Source organism: Microbispora catharanthi, assembly GCF_006334915.2.
Classification (GTDB): Bacteria; Actinomycetota; Actinomycetes; order Streptosporangiales; family Streptosporangiaceae; genus Microbispora; species Microbispora catharanthi.
In genome coordinates this window covers 292,293-307,311 of record NZ_VDMA02000003.1, presented here as the reverse complement: position 1 = coordinate 307,311, position 15,019 = coordinate 292,293, and the positions used below count along the sequence as shown (strand labels likewise).

The window sequence follows — 15,019 nt, the reverse complement described above, 5'->3', positions numbered from 1 at the left end:
GCCGGTGGCCTCCCGCCGGAGGTCACGCGGCCGGCCGCACGGGCAGCAGCGCGGGGCGCTTGGCGGTACGACCGTCGCCGGACGACCTGCCGAGGAGGCGCCGCACCAGCCACGGGCCGAGGAACGTGCCCGCCCAGCGCAACTCGGCGCCCAGAATCCGCCACCCGGCCGGATCCACCGGGGGATGCAGGGGCAGCGTCCAGCCGTCGTCGCTGCCGGGCAGGCCGAGCGCGTGGGCCACGGCCGCGGCGATGCGCTCGTGGCCGAGCGGACTCGCATGCAGCCGGTCGGCGCTCCACAGCCGGGGGTCGGTGCAGACGGCGTGGGGCGCCGTCTCGGCGACCACGACCCCATGCCGTGCCGCCGCCGCCCGGATGCGGTCGTTGAGTTCGAACACCCGCGACCGGAGCGGCCGGGCGATCGGCGCGATCTTCCCGACGTCCGGGAACGTGAGGGTCGCGACGCGGGCCCCTGCGGCCGTGAGACCCGCGAACATCGCCTCCAGGTGCCCGGCCACCTCGGCGGCGTCGAAGCGGGGCCTGATCAGGTCGTTGACGCCGGCGACGACCGTGACCAGATGGGGGCGCAGGGCCAGGGCCGGCGCGAGCTGCTCGTCTCGCACCTCCCCGGCGAGCCGCCCGCGCACCGCCAGGTTGGCGTACGTGACCTCCGGGTCCACGGTCGTGAGCCGCTCGGCGAGCCGGTCGGCCCAGCCTCGCGGGTGGGCGGGGTCGCCGTCGCCGAGCCCTTCGGTCTGGCTGTCGCCGAGGGCGACGTAACGCAGGCGCTCACCGCTCGGCATGGGCCACCTCCGGGCTTCGGGGGGCCCGCGTGGTCCCCTCTCGTGTCACGGCCGCGGTTCCTGCGCCCGGCCCGGCCGCGCTCCTTTCCCGCAGGATCGCCGCGGTCCGCAGGCACCAGTCGCGGTTGCCCTCCTCGAAGGCCAGACCGCGCAGGCAGGTCAGGTATGGCCCCACGCGCCCGCCCGTGCGGAGGAACTCCTCCTCGCCCAGGTCGCCGCGCATCTTCCGCAGGATCCGCCGGAACAGATCGATCTTGGCCTCGGCCATGGCGGCCCTCTCCTCGACCTGCCGGATCAGCGGCCCGGCGTCGACGTGGTCGGCCGCCTGCACCTTGACGAGCAGGTCGTCGCGGATGAACGACGGCTTCGACGCGGCCGCCGCGAACCGCTCCAGCTCGGTGAGCCCGGCGTCCGTGACGTGGAAGAGGCGCTTGGTGGGCCGGGTCTCCTGGACCACCTGCCGCCCCGCGACCAGCCCCTCCCTCTCCAGCCTGGCCAGCTCGGCGTACAGCTGCTGGGGAAGGGCGTGCCAGAAGTTCGCCACACCGACGTCGAACGCCTTGGCCAGCTGGTAGCCGCTGAGCTCCCCGTCGAGCAGCGCCGCGAGGACGGCGTGCCGTAAGGCCATGGAACCGCTCCCTCCGCTCTTTCATAGTCAAGAATATGACTATTCAGAAAATTGAGCATCAGGAGGCCCTCGAAGTGGGTCCACGCGTGAGGGGTCGCCGAGGAGGGGCGGGGTTCCCGGTCAGAGCTGATCGGCGCCTTCGGGCGACGCCCGCTCGTCGAACGTGCGGCGGGCGTCGCCGAGGAGGGCGGCCACATGCGGCACCCCCGCGGCCTCCAGCCCGCCGCGCAGCATCTCCTCCTTCGCCGCCTCCGCGGCCGCCTCGGCCCGCCGTACGGCCTTCAGGACGGCCTCGGCGAGCGCGCGGCTGTCGAGCCTGCGCATGCTGAGCGGGTGGATGCCGACGGCGCGAAGCGTGCCGACGGCGTCGACGGTCGCCGTGATCCGGCCCTCGTCGGCCCCGCCGGTGTACTCCCGCGTGCTCCACTCGGTCGCGAGCTCGTCCATCCAGGCGGCCGCGGCCGTCAGCCGCTCCATGCGCGCCCGGAGCTCGCGCATCTCGTCCACGGTCACTCCTCCCGCAGCAGGGCCTGGACGTACGGGGCGAGCGGGTCGCCGGGCGCGGGCGATTCGGCGAACTCCTCCATGGCCCTCGCCAGCCGCTCGCCCGTCTCGCTCCGTGCGGCGCCGATCGCGCCCTGGATCGCGGCGGACATCGCGACGTGGTCGAGGTCGCGCATCGCCCGCGGGTCGATGGTCAGCCCGAGCAGGAGGCCCGCTCCGGACACCCGGGCCACCACGGCGCCCGTGGCGTCGGTCCCCTCGACCACCTCCTCGTTCAGCCCGTGGAGCAGGTCGGCGAGCGCGCCGACACGGCCCTGGACCTCCCGCACCAGGCCGGCGACGTCGCCTTCCCTGCCCTCGTGGAACGCGGCCGTGTTCTTCATTCGGGGTCCTTGCTCGCCGGCTGCCAGTAGTCGAGGACGTGTGCGCGGTCCGCCACGGCGGGGGTGAGCGTGAGGTCGCGGCGACCCCGCGCCGGGTCGCCCCCCTCGAAGAAGGCGGCCTGCAGGTCGTTGAGCTTCTGCTCCGCCTTGTTGAGGTCGCCCTCTGAGGCCATGTAGATGTCGGCGAACTGCTTGACGAGGTTGCCCAGCGCGCTGGCGAACACGCCCACCTGCGATATCAGCGCGACCCGCCCGGCCGGGTGCGCGCTCATCGCCGCCAGCGTACGGAGGATCGGCGCCGTGGCCGCGTAGAGGCCGAACACCGACAGGTCGTACTCCAGGACCTCCTTGAACTGGCTGTGCATCGCGCTGCTCATCTCGCCGGTGACCCCGTGGAGCTTCTCGTACAGGACCGTGGTGTTGAAGCGGACCCGCCGCCCGAGCAGGTCCGCCGCGTGCCCCTTCCAGTTGGGGCTGACGTCCTGGAAGTAGGAGAACCAGATGTCGGACCTGCCGCTCTCCAGCCGGCCTCCCATCTCCTTCCAGAGCTCCCGCCGGTCGTAGAAGAGGAAGGGGTTGCCGAGGTTGAGCGTGGCCGCCACGTCCAGGGCGAGGGCCGCGACTCCCAGCCCGGACATGGCCGCCGCGGTGCGCGTCTGCTGCCGCAGCGGGTTCAACCCCTTGACCAGGTTCTTGAAGAAGCCGGGATCGGTACGGGTCGCGGCCGAGGCGGCGGCCGTGTCGGCCGTCTCGGCCGGTGCCACGGAAACGGCTCGCTGGACGTTGCCGCTCGAGTCCGTGATGTAGAGCTCCTTGGGGCCCGAGGTGGGCCGGCCGGGAACGAACAGCTTGCCCGGCTCGCTGGGCGGGGTCGACATGCGGATCCTCTCAGACGCGCGTCTTCTGAATGGCCGCCTTGCCGGCCTTCTCCGCCGCGACGTAGTTGTCCGCGGCCCTGACCAGGGTCTCGCCGTCCCTGTGCAGGGCGTCGCCGAGGACGCCGGCGGCGTTCGACCAGGTTTCGGAGACGGAGTTGAACCGGTGGACGTAGGTGAGCCCGACGATGGGGACCCCGGCGAGCGGAGCGAGGTTCCAGCCCTGGAAGCGGGGCGTGGCGTCCCTCAGCCGCCGGACGCCGTCGGCGGAGCCGCCCACCGCGCCGGCGAACTTCCTGATGAAGCCCGTGGCCACCTCGTAGCCGGGCAGGCCGGACGAGCCGCCGTTCGGGCCACCGCTCTGGCCGGCGGGGGGCGTGGCCGTCGTCGGCTTCGGGGTCCGAGGCGCGCCCGTCTGCCGTACGCGCAGCGAGTCCGGCAGGCAGGGGCCGGGCGGCGGGCAGGGCGGGGTGTGCGGGCACGGGCTGACCATCGAGGGCACGGACGGAGCCGGGGAAGCGGGGGACGTCGGTGTCGGTGTCGCCGTCGCCGTGGGCACTCCGCTGGATGACCCCGCTGATGGTGCCGCGGAGGTGGGATCGGACGTCGGCGGGGCGGTCGAGGCCGACGGCACCGGGGAGGCCGACGGGCTCGGCGTCGCGCTCACCGAGCCGGTGGGCGACGCCGTCGCGGAGACCGCCGGTGACCGGCTTGGCGAGGGTTCACCGTATGACACGTGATCTTCCCTATCACCGGGCTCCGCGCCCCTGCCACGCGCCGGGGTGACGTTTCCGCAGGTAGAAAGCGGAAATTAGGCGGATGTTCACTGACATGTAACGGGTGAGCCTGTAGACCCCGTACGCCTGCCTTGAATGCGTTAACTTGCCGGTGTTCCGGAAATCGCGGGGAAAAGGGGCTCAAATGGCCGGCGGCGGATTCGACGACTTCGACATCGAGCGATTCAGGGAGCGGGCGGACGCCAGGATCGCGGCCGTCGAACAGCTCCAGAAAGCCCTCTCCTCGCTCGTGGGCCGGGCCAGGGACGAGGACGGCCTGGTCAGCGTGGAGTTCTCCAGCCGGGGGCTGAGCGAGTTGGAGCTTCATCCCAAGGCGATGCGGCTGAGCTCGGGCGAGCTGGCCGAACGGATCAAGGAGACGATGCGCGCCGCGTCCGACGACCTGTACCGGCAGATGAACCGGGCCATGGCCGAGGCACTCGGGGAGGAGGGCGACCAGACGAGGTTCCTGGACGACCCGGAGGCCGTGCTCGCCCAGGTCAGGGAGGCGGAGTCGGCCTTCGACCGGACGGCGGAGGACGTGCTCGGCGAGCTCGATCGCATCAGCGCCAGGCTCGGTCTCTGACCTCCCCGCCGGGCTTACCCAACGGGGAGGCCGCCGCGGGCGGGCCTCAGCCGATGCGGTCGGGGCTGATGGTGCTCGTCACCCGCCAGACGTCCGGCTCGGGGTCGTAGATCTCCCGCTCGCGCTCCTCCCGGCCCTCCGACCCGGCCGCGCCTCCCGGGGCGTAGGGCATGAAGGAGGAGCCCGCGCCGGCCTGGCCGGGCCGCAGGCCGCCGAGGACGGACTCGCCCGCCTGGGCGCCGCCGACGCCGAATCCGGTCCCGAAACCGCCGCGCTGCCCGCCGTACGTGCCGATCACCCCGCCGGGCGGCAGTGTGGTGCCGGGCCCGACCGTCCCGATGGGCGTACGCACGTCGGGGGGAGTGCCGGTGAGCACGGACGGGCTCGTGCCGCCGGGGGCGGTGGTCATGGGGTGTGTGTTGGCCAGGCTGGTCCGGTCGTCGGCGCCGATCACGGGCGGAGCCGTGCCCTGCCCGTCGCCGGAGCCGTTCCCGCTGCCCGAGGAGCCGCCGGGATCCGTGGACTGCGGCGCCGTGCCGGGGTCGCCGGTTCCGCCGGACCCGTTCGAGCCGCCTGAGCCGTCCGAACCGTGCGATCCATCCGAACCGGTGGAGCCGTTCGACCCGTCCGAACCGTTGGAGCCGGTCGACCCGCCGGACCCGTCCGAGCCGCCGGACCCCGAGTGGCCGCCGGTCGAACCCGAGCCGCCCGTGGTGGACCCCGAACCGGTGTCGCCGCCGTGCCACACTCCGCCGGGATGGTTCGTGGGCGCGTTCGTGCCGCCCGGGTGGATGCGCGGCGACTGGGTGAGGTCGATGGTCATCGGCTCGATGGCGGGCAGTTCGAAGGCCAGCCCGTCGGCGAAGGCGTTGTTCGCCTGCTGGATGTCCTCGTTGAGCTTGCGGAAGTGGTTACGCGCGGCCTCGTCCCCATCGACGGGCGGGCTCCCCGTGGTGCCGCCCCCGGCGCCCTCGCCGCTCTTGTCCGTGGCGGCGGGGAAGTTGGCCTGCGCCTCCTTCACCACGCTCGCGTACCAGGACATGGCGGCCCCGCTGGACGCCATGGCGTCACCCAGCGCGCCCGCCGTGGCGTACAGCGCGCGCAGCGCCGACTGCACCTCGACCGCGGCCGGGCCGCGCCACACCTGGGCGAGCTCCTTGGCCGTCCTGCTCAGCGCGGCCTGGATGCCGGCCTCGGACGGGCCGTTGCCGCCGATCGTCCCGCCCACCAGGTCGGCGGCGTCGAGGAACGCCTGGCCGGCCCTGCTCACGTCGTCCGGCTTTGCGGCGTCGAGCTTCTGCTTGATCTGCTCCCGGGTCAGGTTGCCCGGGTCGAGACCGTACAGGGTCTCGTAGATCTTGATCAGCTCCCAGCCGGAGTCGGATCCCATCGCGGTCTATCTCCCTGCCCTCTGGCTCACGCGCTGCTGCTCTTGTGGCCTTTTTCGTAGTTGGCGACCGCCCGCTCGACGGCGGTGACCAGCGCCTCGACCCGGTCGATCAGCAGCTGATACTTGCCGCTGAGCACTTCGTGGGCCTGTTCGGCGTTCAGCCCGAAGTATCTGGCCGTGTTCCACGGGCCGGCCTCGGCCGGGCCGACGTTGGTCAGGCCCTGGACCTCACCTGCGGTGCCCGGGCCGCTCCAGGTGGCGCTCATGCTCGCCGGAGCGCGACCGCGCAGACTCCCGAGCTCTTCCCGCAGCCCCTTGAGGACCTGCAGGACCCGGGTGTGCTCGATGTACGGCCCGCCCGCCGCGCCGTCAGGGCTCCCGTCGAGACCCGGCCAGCCCTCGGGCAGCCGCAGCTTCGGCGGCGGTGATCCGCCGCCCCCGTCATGGGTCACGTCACACCTTTCTCGATCATGTCCTGTCGATGCGGGGGGAGGTGGTCGGCTGGTCGCTCATGAAGAAGTCCTCGTCCTCCAGCAACCAGGTGGTCCGCTCGCGCTCCTCGCGTTCCTCGCCCTTGCCCGCGCCGTGCGGCGCGACCGGCAGCATCGAGCCTCCGGCGGAGGGCCGCAGACCCGCCGCGTTCACGCCGGTGACGCCGCCGGCCCCGGACCCGCTGCCGCCGCCCGCTCCGGCTCCGTACCCGCCGTACCCGTTGGCGCCGAAGCCGGTGCCGTGGTCCGTGCCCGGCCCACCGCCGCCGAAGCCGCCGGGTCCGTCGAGCCGCGGGGTGTGGGCGGCCAGGCTGGTGCCCTGACCCGCGCCGTTCGGCCCGCCGCCGTTGCCGCCGAGGCCCGTCCCGTTCAGGCCCGCCCCGTTGAGTCCCGAGCCGTCGAGCCCGTTCAGGCCCGTCCCGTCCGATCCGCCGCCGTCGAGTCCGTTCCCGTTCGGCCCGTCGCCGCCCAGCCCCGACCCGGGTCCGTCACCGAGCCCGTACGGCGGGTAGCCGCCGTACCCGCCGGCGTCGAAGCCGGGCACGTTGCCCGAAGGGCCGGTCCCGAGGTCGCCGAGCGACCCGAGATTCCCAAGGCCGCCCACATCGGTGGGGACGTTCCCGCCCGGGACGCTCCCCCCGGGGCCGGTGATCGGGTCGAACTTGGGTGGCGTCACGTCGAACTTCGGCACGTCGGTGTCGAGCGAGGCGGGGAACAGGTCGTTGGCGGCCTGCGTCGCCTGGGTGAGCTTCTTGAGATGCTCCTCGGCCGCCTTCATGTCCTTCTCCTCCTTCGACTCCCCGAAGAGATTGAGGAAGGGACCGTCGCCGAAGACCGAGCCGATCGCGCCGCCGATGCCGCCGACGATGAACCCGCCCACGCCGCCGATGACCGCGCCGGGGACCGCCCCGATGCCCGCGAAGGGAGACCCGGCGATCGCGCCGCCCGCGGCGCCGACCGCCCCGGCCTCCAGGGCGGCGTCGTACCAGTCGACGTCGCTCTTGGTGGGCTTCGGGACGTTCTCGCCCCGGAACTGGTTGAGTGAGCTGGCGTACACGTCCAGCGCGGGGACCACGCCGCCCGGTGTCGAGGGCGGTCCGGCACGGCCGCCGGGGAGGGAGGTCTCCACGATCGCGTTCATCGCCGCGACCGTGGAGGTCCTGAGCCGGCGGAGCTGCTCTTTCACCTGCTTGGCGTCGTCGCCCGTGGTCCAGTGCTTGTCGAGCGCGTCCAGATGCCTGTCGAGGGTGTCGACCACGGACTTCAGCTTCTCGTGCACACCCTTGAACTCACCCGACGCCGCTCTGATCAGCTCGGGGTCGGTCTTCCCGAGCGCGGTGCGCAGGGTGTCCAACATGACGACGCCCGGGTCGGACGCGTCGAACGCCGCCCTGATCGGCATCTTCCTCTCGGCCAAGACGCCTCCTTAACCGCTCCCCGTAAAACGGCTAGACCTCCGCCGTGCCGGCCTGCTGCACGCCCGCCTGCTCGCCGGCGTCGAGGTTCCTGATCGCCAGCTCCAGACGCTCGGCGGCGATGCCCAGGGTTGCGGCGATCTCCGCGTAGACGGCGGTGACCGCGCCCTCGGCACTGGTCAGACTCGTGTGGAAACCGATGGCCGCGGGCCAGAACCCGCCGACCGCGTCACGCTGCGAGATCAGCTTCTTCACCGCGCCGCCCTCGGCGAAGGCGACCGGCGTCACCTCGCGCTTGGACCCGCCTGGCGCCAGCAGCTCGAGCGCCTCCTCGAAGTCCTTGCGGGCGTTCCTGAGGGCCGTACGGCTGACCTCTACGCCTCCGGACATGCGTCACCCTCCCGTTCACGGCCGAGGACGGCGCCGGCGGAGAAATCGCCGGTGCCGCCGGCCGTACCGTCGGACGTCCGCTCTACTTGCCGTCGAACATGGCGGCGTTGATCCGCTCCACGTCCTGCATGTTCATGTTGGTGATGTTGATGTTCTTGGCCAGCAGGGACACGATGTCCGACAGGCCCTTGGCCTCCTGCTGCCAGATCCGCCTGGTCTGGTCGTAGGCGTCCTTGGCGCTGCCCTGCCAGATCGCGGTCTTGGTGTTGAGCTTGTTCTCGAGGTTCTCCAGCTCCGTGACCAGCCTGTTGAAGGCGTTCTGGAACTCGGTCTCGCCGGTGTCGAGACCGCTGAAGTTGACCTTTGTGATGTCGAAGTCCACCGTCGCGCTCTCCGTCCGTTCCTGGTGGTCGTCTCGGTCTCAGCGGCTGTACGAGGCGGGCGGGGCCTGGTTGATGAGCGCCTCGATCTTGTTGATCTCGGCGGTCGCCTGCGCGTTGAACTCGGCGTAGTTCTTGTTGTTCGCCCTGATGCTCTCCGCGAGGGTCTGCAGGCTGCCCAGGATGACGTCCATGCGCTCGTGCCACAGCAGGTGCACCTTGTTGAACGCGTGGTGCGACTCACCCTGCCAGTGGACCTTGAGGTTCTCGCCGGCGCCGTCCAGGTAGCGCTGGATGCCGCGGATGTTCTCGGCCGCGTCGCCGATCCAGGTGATCGCCTCGTCCAGGTCGTGCCGGCTCACTTGGGCCTGGCTTGCGCCAGAGTGCGACATGGTCACCTCCACTGATCCTGTCGAATTCCCCCGACCAGGAGGGTCGGGTGATGACCCAAAAGTCACAGTAATGGATCAGCGGGGGGCATGCCGGGGCTGTCCGAGATTAAGATTTTGTCACGTCTCTTGCGGTTTTGTCAGACGGCCGGTTAGGGGATTTGTACGATTTGCGAGCTTTGTGGTGACTCGGCCGTAAGTAGTTGAAAACGCAATCTGCCGGGAATCGGCTGGAGGGTGCTGTGACCGATACGAGTGGGGGCGCGACGAATCCTTTCGCCGGCCTCGCGACCTCGATGGGAGCGGGCGGCGGAGCCGTGGACCCGCGCCTGACCGACCCCGAGTTCAAGATGGACTACAACGAGGTCACGAAGTTCGGCAACGACGTGGCCGGCCGGGGGCAGGTCCTGGCGGACACGAGTGGCCGGATCAAGAACATCCACCTTCCGATGCTGACCTTCGGTGTGATCGGCGGCGGCCTGAACGGCGTGCACAGCCAGCTGCGGAACCAGACGGCCGACGCGGTGGCGAAGGGCAAAGAGGTCCTGGAGTCCTGGAAGTCAGCACTCGACCAGGCCGTCGAGAACGCCAAGGAAGCCGAGAAGCAGAGCTCCGGCGGCCACGGGAAGGTCGACGTGCCGGGCGGACCGAAGGGCCCCGGGTTCGACCCCAAGAAGCTGGGACTCGGCGGCGGGGTGCCGAAGGTCGGCGCCGGTTCCGACCTCGGGAACGACTGGAAGCTCCCGAAGGACAAGCTGGGCACCGACCTCGACGACAGCCTGAAGCACCCGGACCTGCCGGACACGGGCACGCTGCCCGGTCCTGGCGGGAGCGACGGCGGCCTGCCCGGCAACGGCCTCGACCCGAACGGCACCGGCGTGGGCGGCGGCGGTGGTCTCGACCCGAACGGCGCCGGGCTCGGCCGGACCGGCCTCGACGGGCTCGGCCAGAACGGACTCGGCACCCAGAACCCGACCGGTCCCGGCGGCACCGCTCTCTCGGCCTACAACCCGAACCCCGCGTCCGTCCCGACGGTCCCCAACCTCGGTACGACCGGATACGGCCCGGGCGACCACACCACGGGGAACTGGCCCGGCACCGGCGGCACCGGCACCGGCGGGTACGGCTCCGGCGCCTCCGGCACGGGCGGGGCCGCCGGCTACGGGACCGCCGGCCGCGGCGGCGTGGGGACCGGCGGGATGGCCGGCATGCCGTACGCCCCGATGGCGGGCGCGGGTGCGGGGAGCAACGACGACGGCAAGGAACGCGCGCGGGGCCCGGCGGTGCCGGAGGACGAGAGCACCTGGTTCGGCGACGAGGACGTGGCGCCCCCCGTCCTCGGGATGCACGAGGAGATCTAGGCCATGGTGGACATCTGGAGCGCCCGGAGCAATTTCATCACCGGCGCCGGCCTGGCGGCCTCGGCCGCGATGCTTGAGCCGAGCGCGCTGACGCTGGCGGGGCTGCTCGCCACGATGATCGCCGATCCCGACTCCATGTCGCGGGGCGCGCGCGAGTGGCGCAACGAGGGCGGCGAGGACGGCCAGCCGCCCGCCGACATCGGGCAGCTGCGCAAGGATCTGCACGGACAGCTCACCGCGCTCGAGTCGAACGACCATCTGAAGGGGCGGATGCTGACCGCGGTCAAGCAGAAGTTCACCGAGCTGGACAGCCAGCTCGACGGGCTGGACAGGGGCATGAAGGGCGTCGGCGACAGCCTCGACTCCGCGGCTCAGCTCTATACGGTCGCGAGTTACATCTCGCTGTCGATCGGCGGGGCGGCGATGACGCTGGCGAGCGCCAGCGCCGCTTCCAGGGCCAACCCGCTCGCGATGGCCGCGATCCAGCCCGTTGTGACAGGGGCGATGGCCTCCCTGTCGAGGGTCGCGCAGAGAGTGTTCGCGGCCCTGGGGAAGGTGAGCTGGAAGGTCGCCGCCATCTTCACGGGAGTCACCTACCTCTTCGCCGGCACGCAGCAGAAGCTCCCCGGCATGCAGGCCGTCACGATGCAGGCGCCCGACTTCACCAAGGCCAAGGTCGCCTTCGACGGGACCACCGGCGGTCTCACCGATCCCCTTCCCGATGTGAACGACATGCCGAAGACGCCGTCCTTCATGCCTCCGATGTCCCTCTGATGGAGTGGACCGCGAGCGTGTTCGAACGGCGGCTCGGGGCGGCGTACGAGGCGGGTGACCTCGGGGTCTGCCTGGGCATGCTCAGGGACACCGAGCTGGCGCTGCCCGCGCCGCCGGACGGCGACGCCGCCTGGCCGACGATCACCGCGCCCGACCGGGTGTGGCTGCCCGCCTACACGTCGGTCGAGGCGATGCGGGCGGCCACGGGACTGTCGCGGGTCAGGGTCACCTCGCTGGTCGAGCTGGCCGCCGGCTGGCCCGATCCCCGGTGGGGCCTCGCCGTCAACCCCGGCCTGCCGGTGCGGTTCCTGCTCGAACCGGGGACCGTCGCCAGGCTCGCGGTCCCCACCCTCGCCCAGGACCGCAGGGCGGAGCCCGAGCCCGCCCTGCCGGTCGTGCAGAAGCCGCTCACGCCGCACGACCTGCGGACCCATCTCGGCGAGGGGGAGTCGCGCGTCTCCGGCTACTGCCACCACGCCCTCGACGTCGCGCACGTGGCGACGCCGGCCGTGCTCGCCGACGCACTCGGCCGGGGCGCCGACGACGGTCTGATCAGTGGTGAGGGCTCGCTGTTCCTGCTCCGGTGGCGCACGGTCGGGCTGAACCTCTACCGCACGCCGTACGGCGGGACCGACGAGGCGGGCATGGCGGCGGTGGCGGGCTGGGTCATCGAGGAGCCGCCGTTCGTCGGCATGGGCCTCGCGCCGAACGTCGACTCCCTGGTCCGCGAGTACAAGGTGGACGCCGTACGGCTGCCGCACGGCTCCGAGATCGTCGAACTGACCGCGACCGGGACCGAGGTCGTACGCGCGGTCTACGACGGCGACCTCGGCCGCTGGCTGCCCGGCGAGCACCCGGCGCAGGCCCCGGCGAGCTCCTACCGGGTGCGCTGGCGAGGAGCCGAGTATCCGGCTAATCCGGATCCGGGACACGACGGGCTGCTGATCCGGCTGCTCGGCGACGGACCGGCCGACGGGTTCGAGGAGCGGGCTCCGGGCCGCTTCGCCCGGTCGGTGCCCGCCGAGGAGTGCGAGGCCGTCCTCCACGTCACGCGGATGTGCGAGTGGCACGGCGCCCCCTGTCTCGTACGGGACGAGCGCGAAGGCGAGCTGCTGCTCGAATACACCGGCGGGCGGCTGCCGGTCGCGCGGGCGCTCGGCATGGAGCGGATCGAGCGGGGCGTCCACCGGCGCTGGGTGGCCCGCGCCGAGGTGAGCGGGCCACATGAGCACGCCGAGCCTCTCGACCTGGGAATCGACGATCTAGTCTGATTCCGGGACGACTCGCATCGAAGGAGCGGACGCAGATGGGCGAGACCGATCCGCACATCCATGTCGAGCAGAAGGTGATGCGGGCCGGTGCCGCCTACCGCAATCTGATCGCGTCGTCGTCAGGGCGCGCGCCCGACGCGCCGGATGTCGTCACCACCGGTTGCGGGCTCCGGGTGCCCTACGCGATGACCGCGACCCGCCCGGAAAGCGTCACCTGCCTCGCCTGCCGGGAACACGCTCACCGGGAGTACCTGCGCTACGCCGAGCAGGTGGAGCGTCTGAGCCGGATGCCCGGGTCGCCCGTCACCGGCGACCAGGGGGCGGAGGCCGCGCGATGGGCCCGGGACTTCGCGAAGAGGTTCTCCAGCGCCTGATTCGCCGCCGTTCGACATCCGTAGGGCACGCCGCGGCCGGCTCGTCATGCCCCCGCATGGGGACCAGTGGAGCTCTCACTACTCGAGGAGTTCGGCGGCTTTGGTCATCGGGCCTCCCGTGTCACCCGTGTTGAGCGTGCCGACCGGCTCCACCAGCATGATGGCCGTTTCCTCCTCGGCCACCGGGCAGTGCTCGACACCACGGGGCACCACGTAGAGTTCGCCGGGTTCGAGGACGACGTCCCCTTCCCGGAGCTGGATGGTGAGCCGGCCGCTGATGACCACGAACAGCTCGTCGGTCTCCGGGTGGGTGTGCCAGACGAACTCTCCCTTCAGCTTGGCGAGCTTGATCTCGTAGTCGTTGAGCCCGGCGATCTTCTTCTGCGTCCACAACTCGTCGATCTGGGAGAGCTTGTCGGCGATGTTGACGGGATTGAGGGAAACGGACATCGTGTGGCACCTCTCGCTCGGATGCGCACCGCCCGGATAGGGCGATGGCGGATGTGATGAGCGTGGCCTGCTCCCCGGCTGCCCGTCTTGTACGTTTCTAGCGTGATCGCTCACCGCCCGCCGACGATCAGTGCCTGGCGGCCACCGGTGCCGGGCATCGCCGAGGTCTTCCACGCGCACTTCACCGATCACGCCTACCCGGCCCACACCCACGACACGTGGGACCTGATGATCCTCGATGACGGCGCGGTCGACTTCGGACTGGACCGTCGCCGGCACGCCGCCGCCGACCTCTCCGCCGTTCTGCTCCTGCCGCCCGGTGTCCGGCATGACGGCAGGACCGTCACCGCCGCCGGCTTCCGCAAGCGCGTGCTCTACCTGGACACCACCGTGCTGCCGGAACGCCTCACCGGTAAGGCGGTGGACGCTCCTATCCTCGCCGACCCACTGCTGCGTCACCGGATCCACCGACTGCATGCCGCTGTCGGTCATCCGGGAGAAGTGCTCGAGGCCGAATCACGCCTGTTCTTCGTCGCGGAGAGACTGCGCTTCCACCTTGAGGCGTTCCAGCACCGGGCACCCGGTCGCGAGGCGCACCGGCTGGCCGTCGAACTACGCGAACTGCTGGACGCCCGTGTCCGGGCGGGTCTGTCGCTGCGGGAGGCCGCCGCCGTCCTCCACTCCCACCCCACGCACTTGATCCGCTGCTTCACACAGACGTACGGCCTGCCGCCGCACACCTATCTCACGGGCAAGCGCATAGAACTGGCGCGCAGGCTCCTGCTGAACGGTCAACGGCCGGCCGACGTGGCGACGAGCGTGGGCTTCCACGACCAGGCACACCTGAACCGGCACTTCACCCGGCACGTCGGCATCACACCTGCGCGTTATGCCACACCGGTGCGACCGCCCCGGCTGAACCATCACTAGCCGAATGTCAAAGCGAGGTGTGATAATCCCGCATATTGGACATAGATCATCATCGAGGTGAACGCGGTCGATCGGGGTGATGAACACGACCGGGGCACAGACGCCGGACGCCGCCGGAATGCGGGCGTACGTCGAGGAACTGCGGGCCACGTTCATGCGCCTGCAGGAGGAGGCGCCCGCGCTGCACGAGAAGGCGCGCGCCGTGCAGGTGACGGAGAAGTCGCGTGACGGGCTCGTGGCGGCCACCGTCGGCGCGAACGGCGACCTGATCAGGCTCGACCTCGACCCGCGCATCTACCGGCGGCAGGACGCGCGCGGCCTGGCCGACGCCATCACGCGGACCATCCACGCCGCCGTGGCCAAGGCCCAGGACCGGGTTGTCGAGATCTTCGCGCCGCTCATCCCCGCCGAGCAGATGAGGGCGCACATCGACGGCGACCTCGACGCCGTGCTCGAACAGATGTCGATGCAGATGCCGAAGCGGACACCGGAGGGCCCATGAGTGAGCTGTTCGAGGTGAACTACGTCGACATCCGTCCGCAGCAGCTCGCGAAGGGCCTGTCGCAGTGGCATGCCGCGTCGTCCGACGCGGAGAGCGGCTACGCCGCCAGCCTGCGGGAGATCCGGCGGCTCAACGCCGCCGAGCCGTGGGGGCACGACACGGCCGGGACCGCCTTCCGCTCCGCCTACATGCAGGGCGACGGACCCGAGACGGTGATGAAGCAGGGTGAGGAACTCGCCGCGAAGGTGGTCGAGCTCGGCCCCACCGTACGGCGCAGCGCCGAGAACGCCCGGGGAATGGACGCCGAACGGGCCAGAGAGGTGCGCGAGATCCTGAAGCGGATCTGAC

General features: G+C 71.3%; 22 protein-coding genes. 9 read left to right on the top strand and 13 right to left on the bottom strand.

Going from position 1 to position 15,019, the window contains the following annotated elements:
* Positions 1–22 precede the first annotated feature (22 nt).
* From FH610_RS07125 to FH610_RS07100, 6 genes are all read right to left on the bottom strand, one after another.
* Entirely contained in the window at positions 23–802 is a 780-nt protein-coding gene (locus tag FH610_RS07125) for an SGNH/GDSL hydrolase family protein (RefSeq protein ID WP_139573477.1), read from the bottom strand.
* Positions 789–1,430, bottom strand: coding sequence for a PadR family transcriptional regulator (locus FH610_RS07120; protein WP_139573476.1), 642 nt, complete (start codon positions 1,428–1,430; stop codon positions 789–791). The genes FH610_RS07125 and FH610_RS07120 overlap by 14 nt, the downstream gene beginning before the upstream one ends.
* A 120-nt stretch (positions 1,431–1,550) precedes the next feature.
* Positions 1,551–1,928: a YbaB/EbfC family nucleoid-associated protein gene (locus FH610_RS07115; protein ID WP_240808829.1), complete on the bottom strand. Its 378-nt coding sequence runs from the start codon at positions 1,926–1,928 to the stop codon at positions 1,551–1,553.
* Positions 1,929–1,939: 11 nt separating this feature from the next.
* Positions 1,940–2,317, bottom strand: a complete 378-nt coding sequence (locus tag FH610_RS07110) for a YbaB/EbfC family nucleoid-associated protein (RefSeq protein WP_139573474.1) — start codon at positions 2,315–2,317, stop codon at positions 1,940–1,942.
* The gene (locus tag FH610_RS07105) at positions 2,314–3,195 is read right to left on the bottom strand and encodes a hypothetical protein (protein WP_139573473.1); all 882 of its coding nucleotides are present in this window, start codon (positions 3,193–3,195) and stop codon (positions 2,314–2,316) included. The genes FH610_RS07110 and FH610_RS07105 overlap by 4 nt, the downstream gene beginning before the upstream one ends.
* 10 nt (positions 3,196–3,205) lie before the next feature.
* Positions 3,206–3,694 carry a hypothetical protein gene (locus FH610_RS07100; protein WP_139573472.1) on the bottom strand — a complete coding sequence of 163 codons (489 nt, stop codon included), beginning with the start codon at positions 3,692–3,694 and terminating at the stop codon, positions 3,206–3,208.
* Positions 3,695–3,785: 91 nt separating this feature from the next.
* Between FH610_RS07100 and FH610_RS42755 the strand changes: the two genes are divergently transcribed.
* Together FH610_RS42755 and FH610_RS07095 are read left to right on the top strand one after the other, a co-directional pair.
* A complete protein-coding gene (locus FH610_RS42755; RefSeq protein WP_161627932.1) occupies positions 3,786–3,932 on the top strand; it encodes a hypothetical protein in 147 nt (48 codons plus the stop codon).
* A 181-nt stretch (positions 3,933–4,113) separates the two neighbouring features.
* Positions 4,114–4,554 carry a YbaB/EbfC family nucleoid-associated protein gene (locus FH610_RS07095; RefSeq protein WP_139573471.1) on the top strand — a complete coding sequence of 147 codons (441 nt, stop codon included), beginning with the start codon at positions 4,114–4,116 and terminating at the stop codon, positions 4,552–4,554.
* A 46-nt stretch (positions 4,555–4,600) separates the two neighbouring features.
* On the opposite strand, the gene FH610_RS07090 is transcribed toward FH610_RS07095, so the two are convergent.
* From FH610_RS07090 to FH610_RS07065, 6 genes are all read right to left on the bottom strand, one after another.
* Positions 4,601–5,944 (bottom strand): hypothetical protein, encoded by a 1,344-nt coding sequence (locus FH610_RS07090; RefSeq protein WP_139573470.1) that lies wholly within the window; start codon positions 5,942–5,944, stop codon positions 4,601–4,603.
* Between the two features lie 26 nt (positions 5,945–5,970).
* On the bottom strand, positions 5,971–6,396 hold the full coding sequence (locus tag FH610_RS07085; protein ID WP_139573469.1) for a hypothetical protein: 426 nt from the start codon (positions 6,394–6,396) through the stop codon (positions 5,971–5,973).
* Positions 6,397–6,412: 16 nt separating this feature from the next.
* Positions 6,413–7,852, bottom strand: a complete 1,440-nt coding sequence (locus tag FH610_RS07080) for a WXG100 family type VII secretion target (RefSeq protein WP_139573468.1) — start codon at positions 7,850–7,852, stop codon at positions 6,413–6,415.
* A 31-nt stretch (positions 7,853–7,883) separates the two neighbouring features.
* Positions 7,884–8,240, bottom strand: coding sequence for a hypothetical protein (locus FH610_RS07075; RefSeq protein WP_139573467.1), 357 nt, complete (start codon positions 8,238–8,240; stop codon positions 7,884–7,886).
* A gap of 82 nt (positions 8,241–8,322) precedes the next feature.
* Entirely contained in the window at positions 8,323–8,622 is a 300-nt protein-coding gene (locus FH610_RS07070; RefSeq protein ID WP_139573466.1) for a WXG100 family type VII secretion target, read from the bottom strand.
* Positions 8,623–8,661: 39 nt separating this feature from the next.
* The gene (locus tag FH610_RS07065) at positions 8,662–9,012 is read right to left on the bottom strand and encodes a WXG100 family type VII secretion target (RefSeq protein ID WP_139573465.1); all 351 of its coding nucleotides are present in this window, start codon (positions 9,010–9,012) and stop codon (positions 8,662–8,664) included.
* 239 nt (positions 9,013–9,251) lie between these two features.
* Between FH610_RS07065 and FH610_RS07060 the strand changes: the two genes are divergently transcribed.
* From FH610_RS07060 to FH610_RS07040, 4 genes are read left to right on the top strand one after another with little or no spacing between them, the layout of a single operon-like run.
* On the top strand, positions 9,252–10,370 hold the full coding sequence (locus FH610_RS07060) for a hypothetical protein (RefSeq protein ID WP_139573464.1): 1,119 nt from the start codon (positions 9,252–9,254) through the stop codon (positions 10,368–10,370).
* A gap of 3 nt (positions 10,371–10,373) precedes the next feature.
* Entirely contained in the window at positions 10,374–11,144 is a 771-nt protein-coding gene (locus FH610_RS07055) for a hypothetical protein (protein ID WP_139573463.1), read from the top strand.
* Positions 11,144–12,415 carry an SseB family protein gene (locus FH610_RS07050; protein WP_240808815.1) on the top strand — a complete coding sequence of 424 codons (1,272 nt, stop codon included), beginning with the start codon at positions 11,144–11,146 and terminating at the stop codon, positions 12,413–12,415. The genes FH610_RS07055 and FH610_RS07050 overlap by 1 nt, the downstream gene beginning before the upstream one ends.
* Positions 12,416–12,450: 35 nt before the next feature.
* On the top strand, positions 12,451–12,789 hold the full coding sequence (locus FH610_RS07040; protein ID WP_139573462.1) for a hypothetical protein: 339 nt from the start codon (positions 12,451–12,453) through the stop codon (positions 12,787–12,789).
* 78 nt (positions 12,790–12,867) lie between these two features.
* Here FH610_RS07040 and FH610_RS07035 read toward each other — a convergent pair whose 3' ends face one another.
* Positions 12,868–13,239, bottom strand: a complete 372-nt coding sequence (locus FH610_RS07035; RefSeq protein WP_139573461.1) for a cupin domain-containing protein — start codon at positions 13,237–13,239, stop codon at positions 12,868–12,870.
* Between the two features lie 102 nt (positions 13,240–13,341).
* On the opposite strand from FH610_RS07035, the gene FH610_RS07030 reads away from it, so the two are divergent.
* The 3 genes from FH610_RS07030 to FH610_RS07020 all read left to right on the top strand — a co-directional run bounded on the left by FH610_RS07030 (position 13,342) and on the right by FH610_RS07020 (position 15,018).
* Positions 13,342–14,169, top strand: a complete 828-nt coding sequence (locus FH610_RS07030; protein WP_240808814.1) for a helix-turn-helix transcriptional regulator — start codon at positions 13,342–13,344, stop codon at positions 14,167–14,169.
* Positions 14,170–14,248: 79 nt separating this feature from the next.
* Positions 14,249–14,671 carry a YbaB/EbfC family nucleoid-associated protein gene (locus FH610_RS07025; RefSeq protein ID WP_139573460.1) on the top strand — a complete coding sequence of 141 codons (423 nt, stop codon included), beginning with the start codon at positions 14,249–14,251 and terminating at the stop codon, positions 14,669–14,671.
* A complete protein-coding gene (locus tag FH610_RS07020) occupies positions 14,668–15,018 on the top strand; it encodes a hypothetical protein (protein WP_139573459.1) in 351 nt (116 codons plus the stop codon). The genes FH610_RS07025 and FH610_RS07020 overlap by 4 nt, the downstream gene beginning before the upstream one ends.
* Position 15,019: the final 1 nt, after the last annotated feature.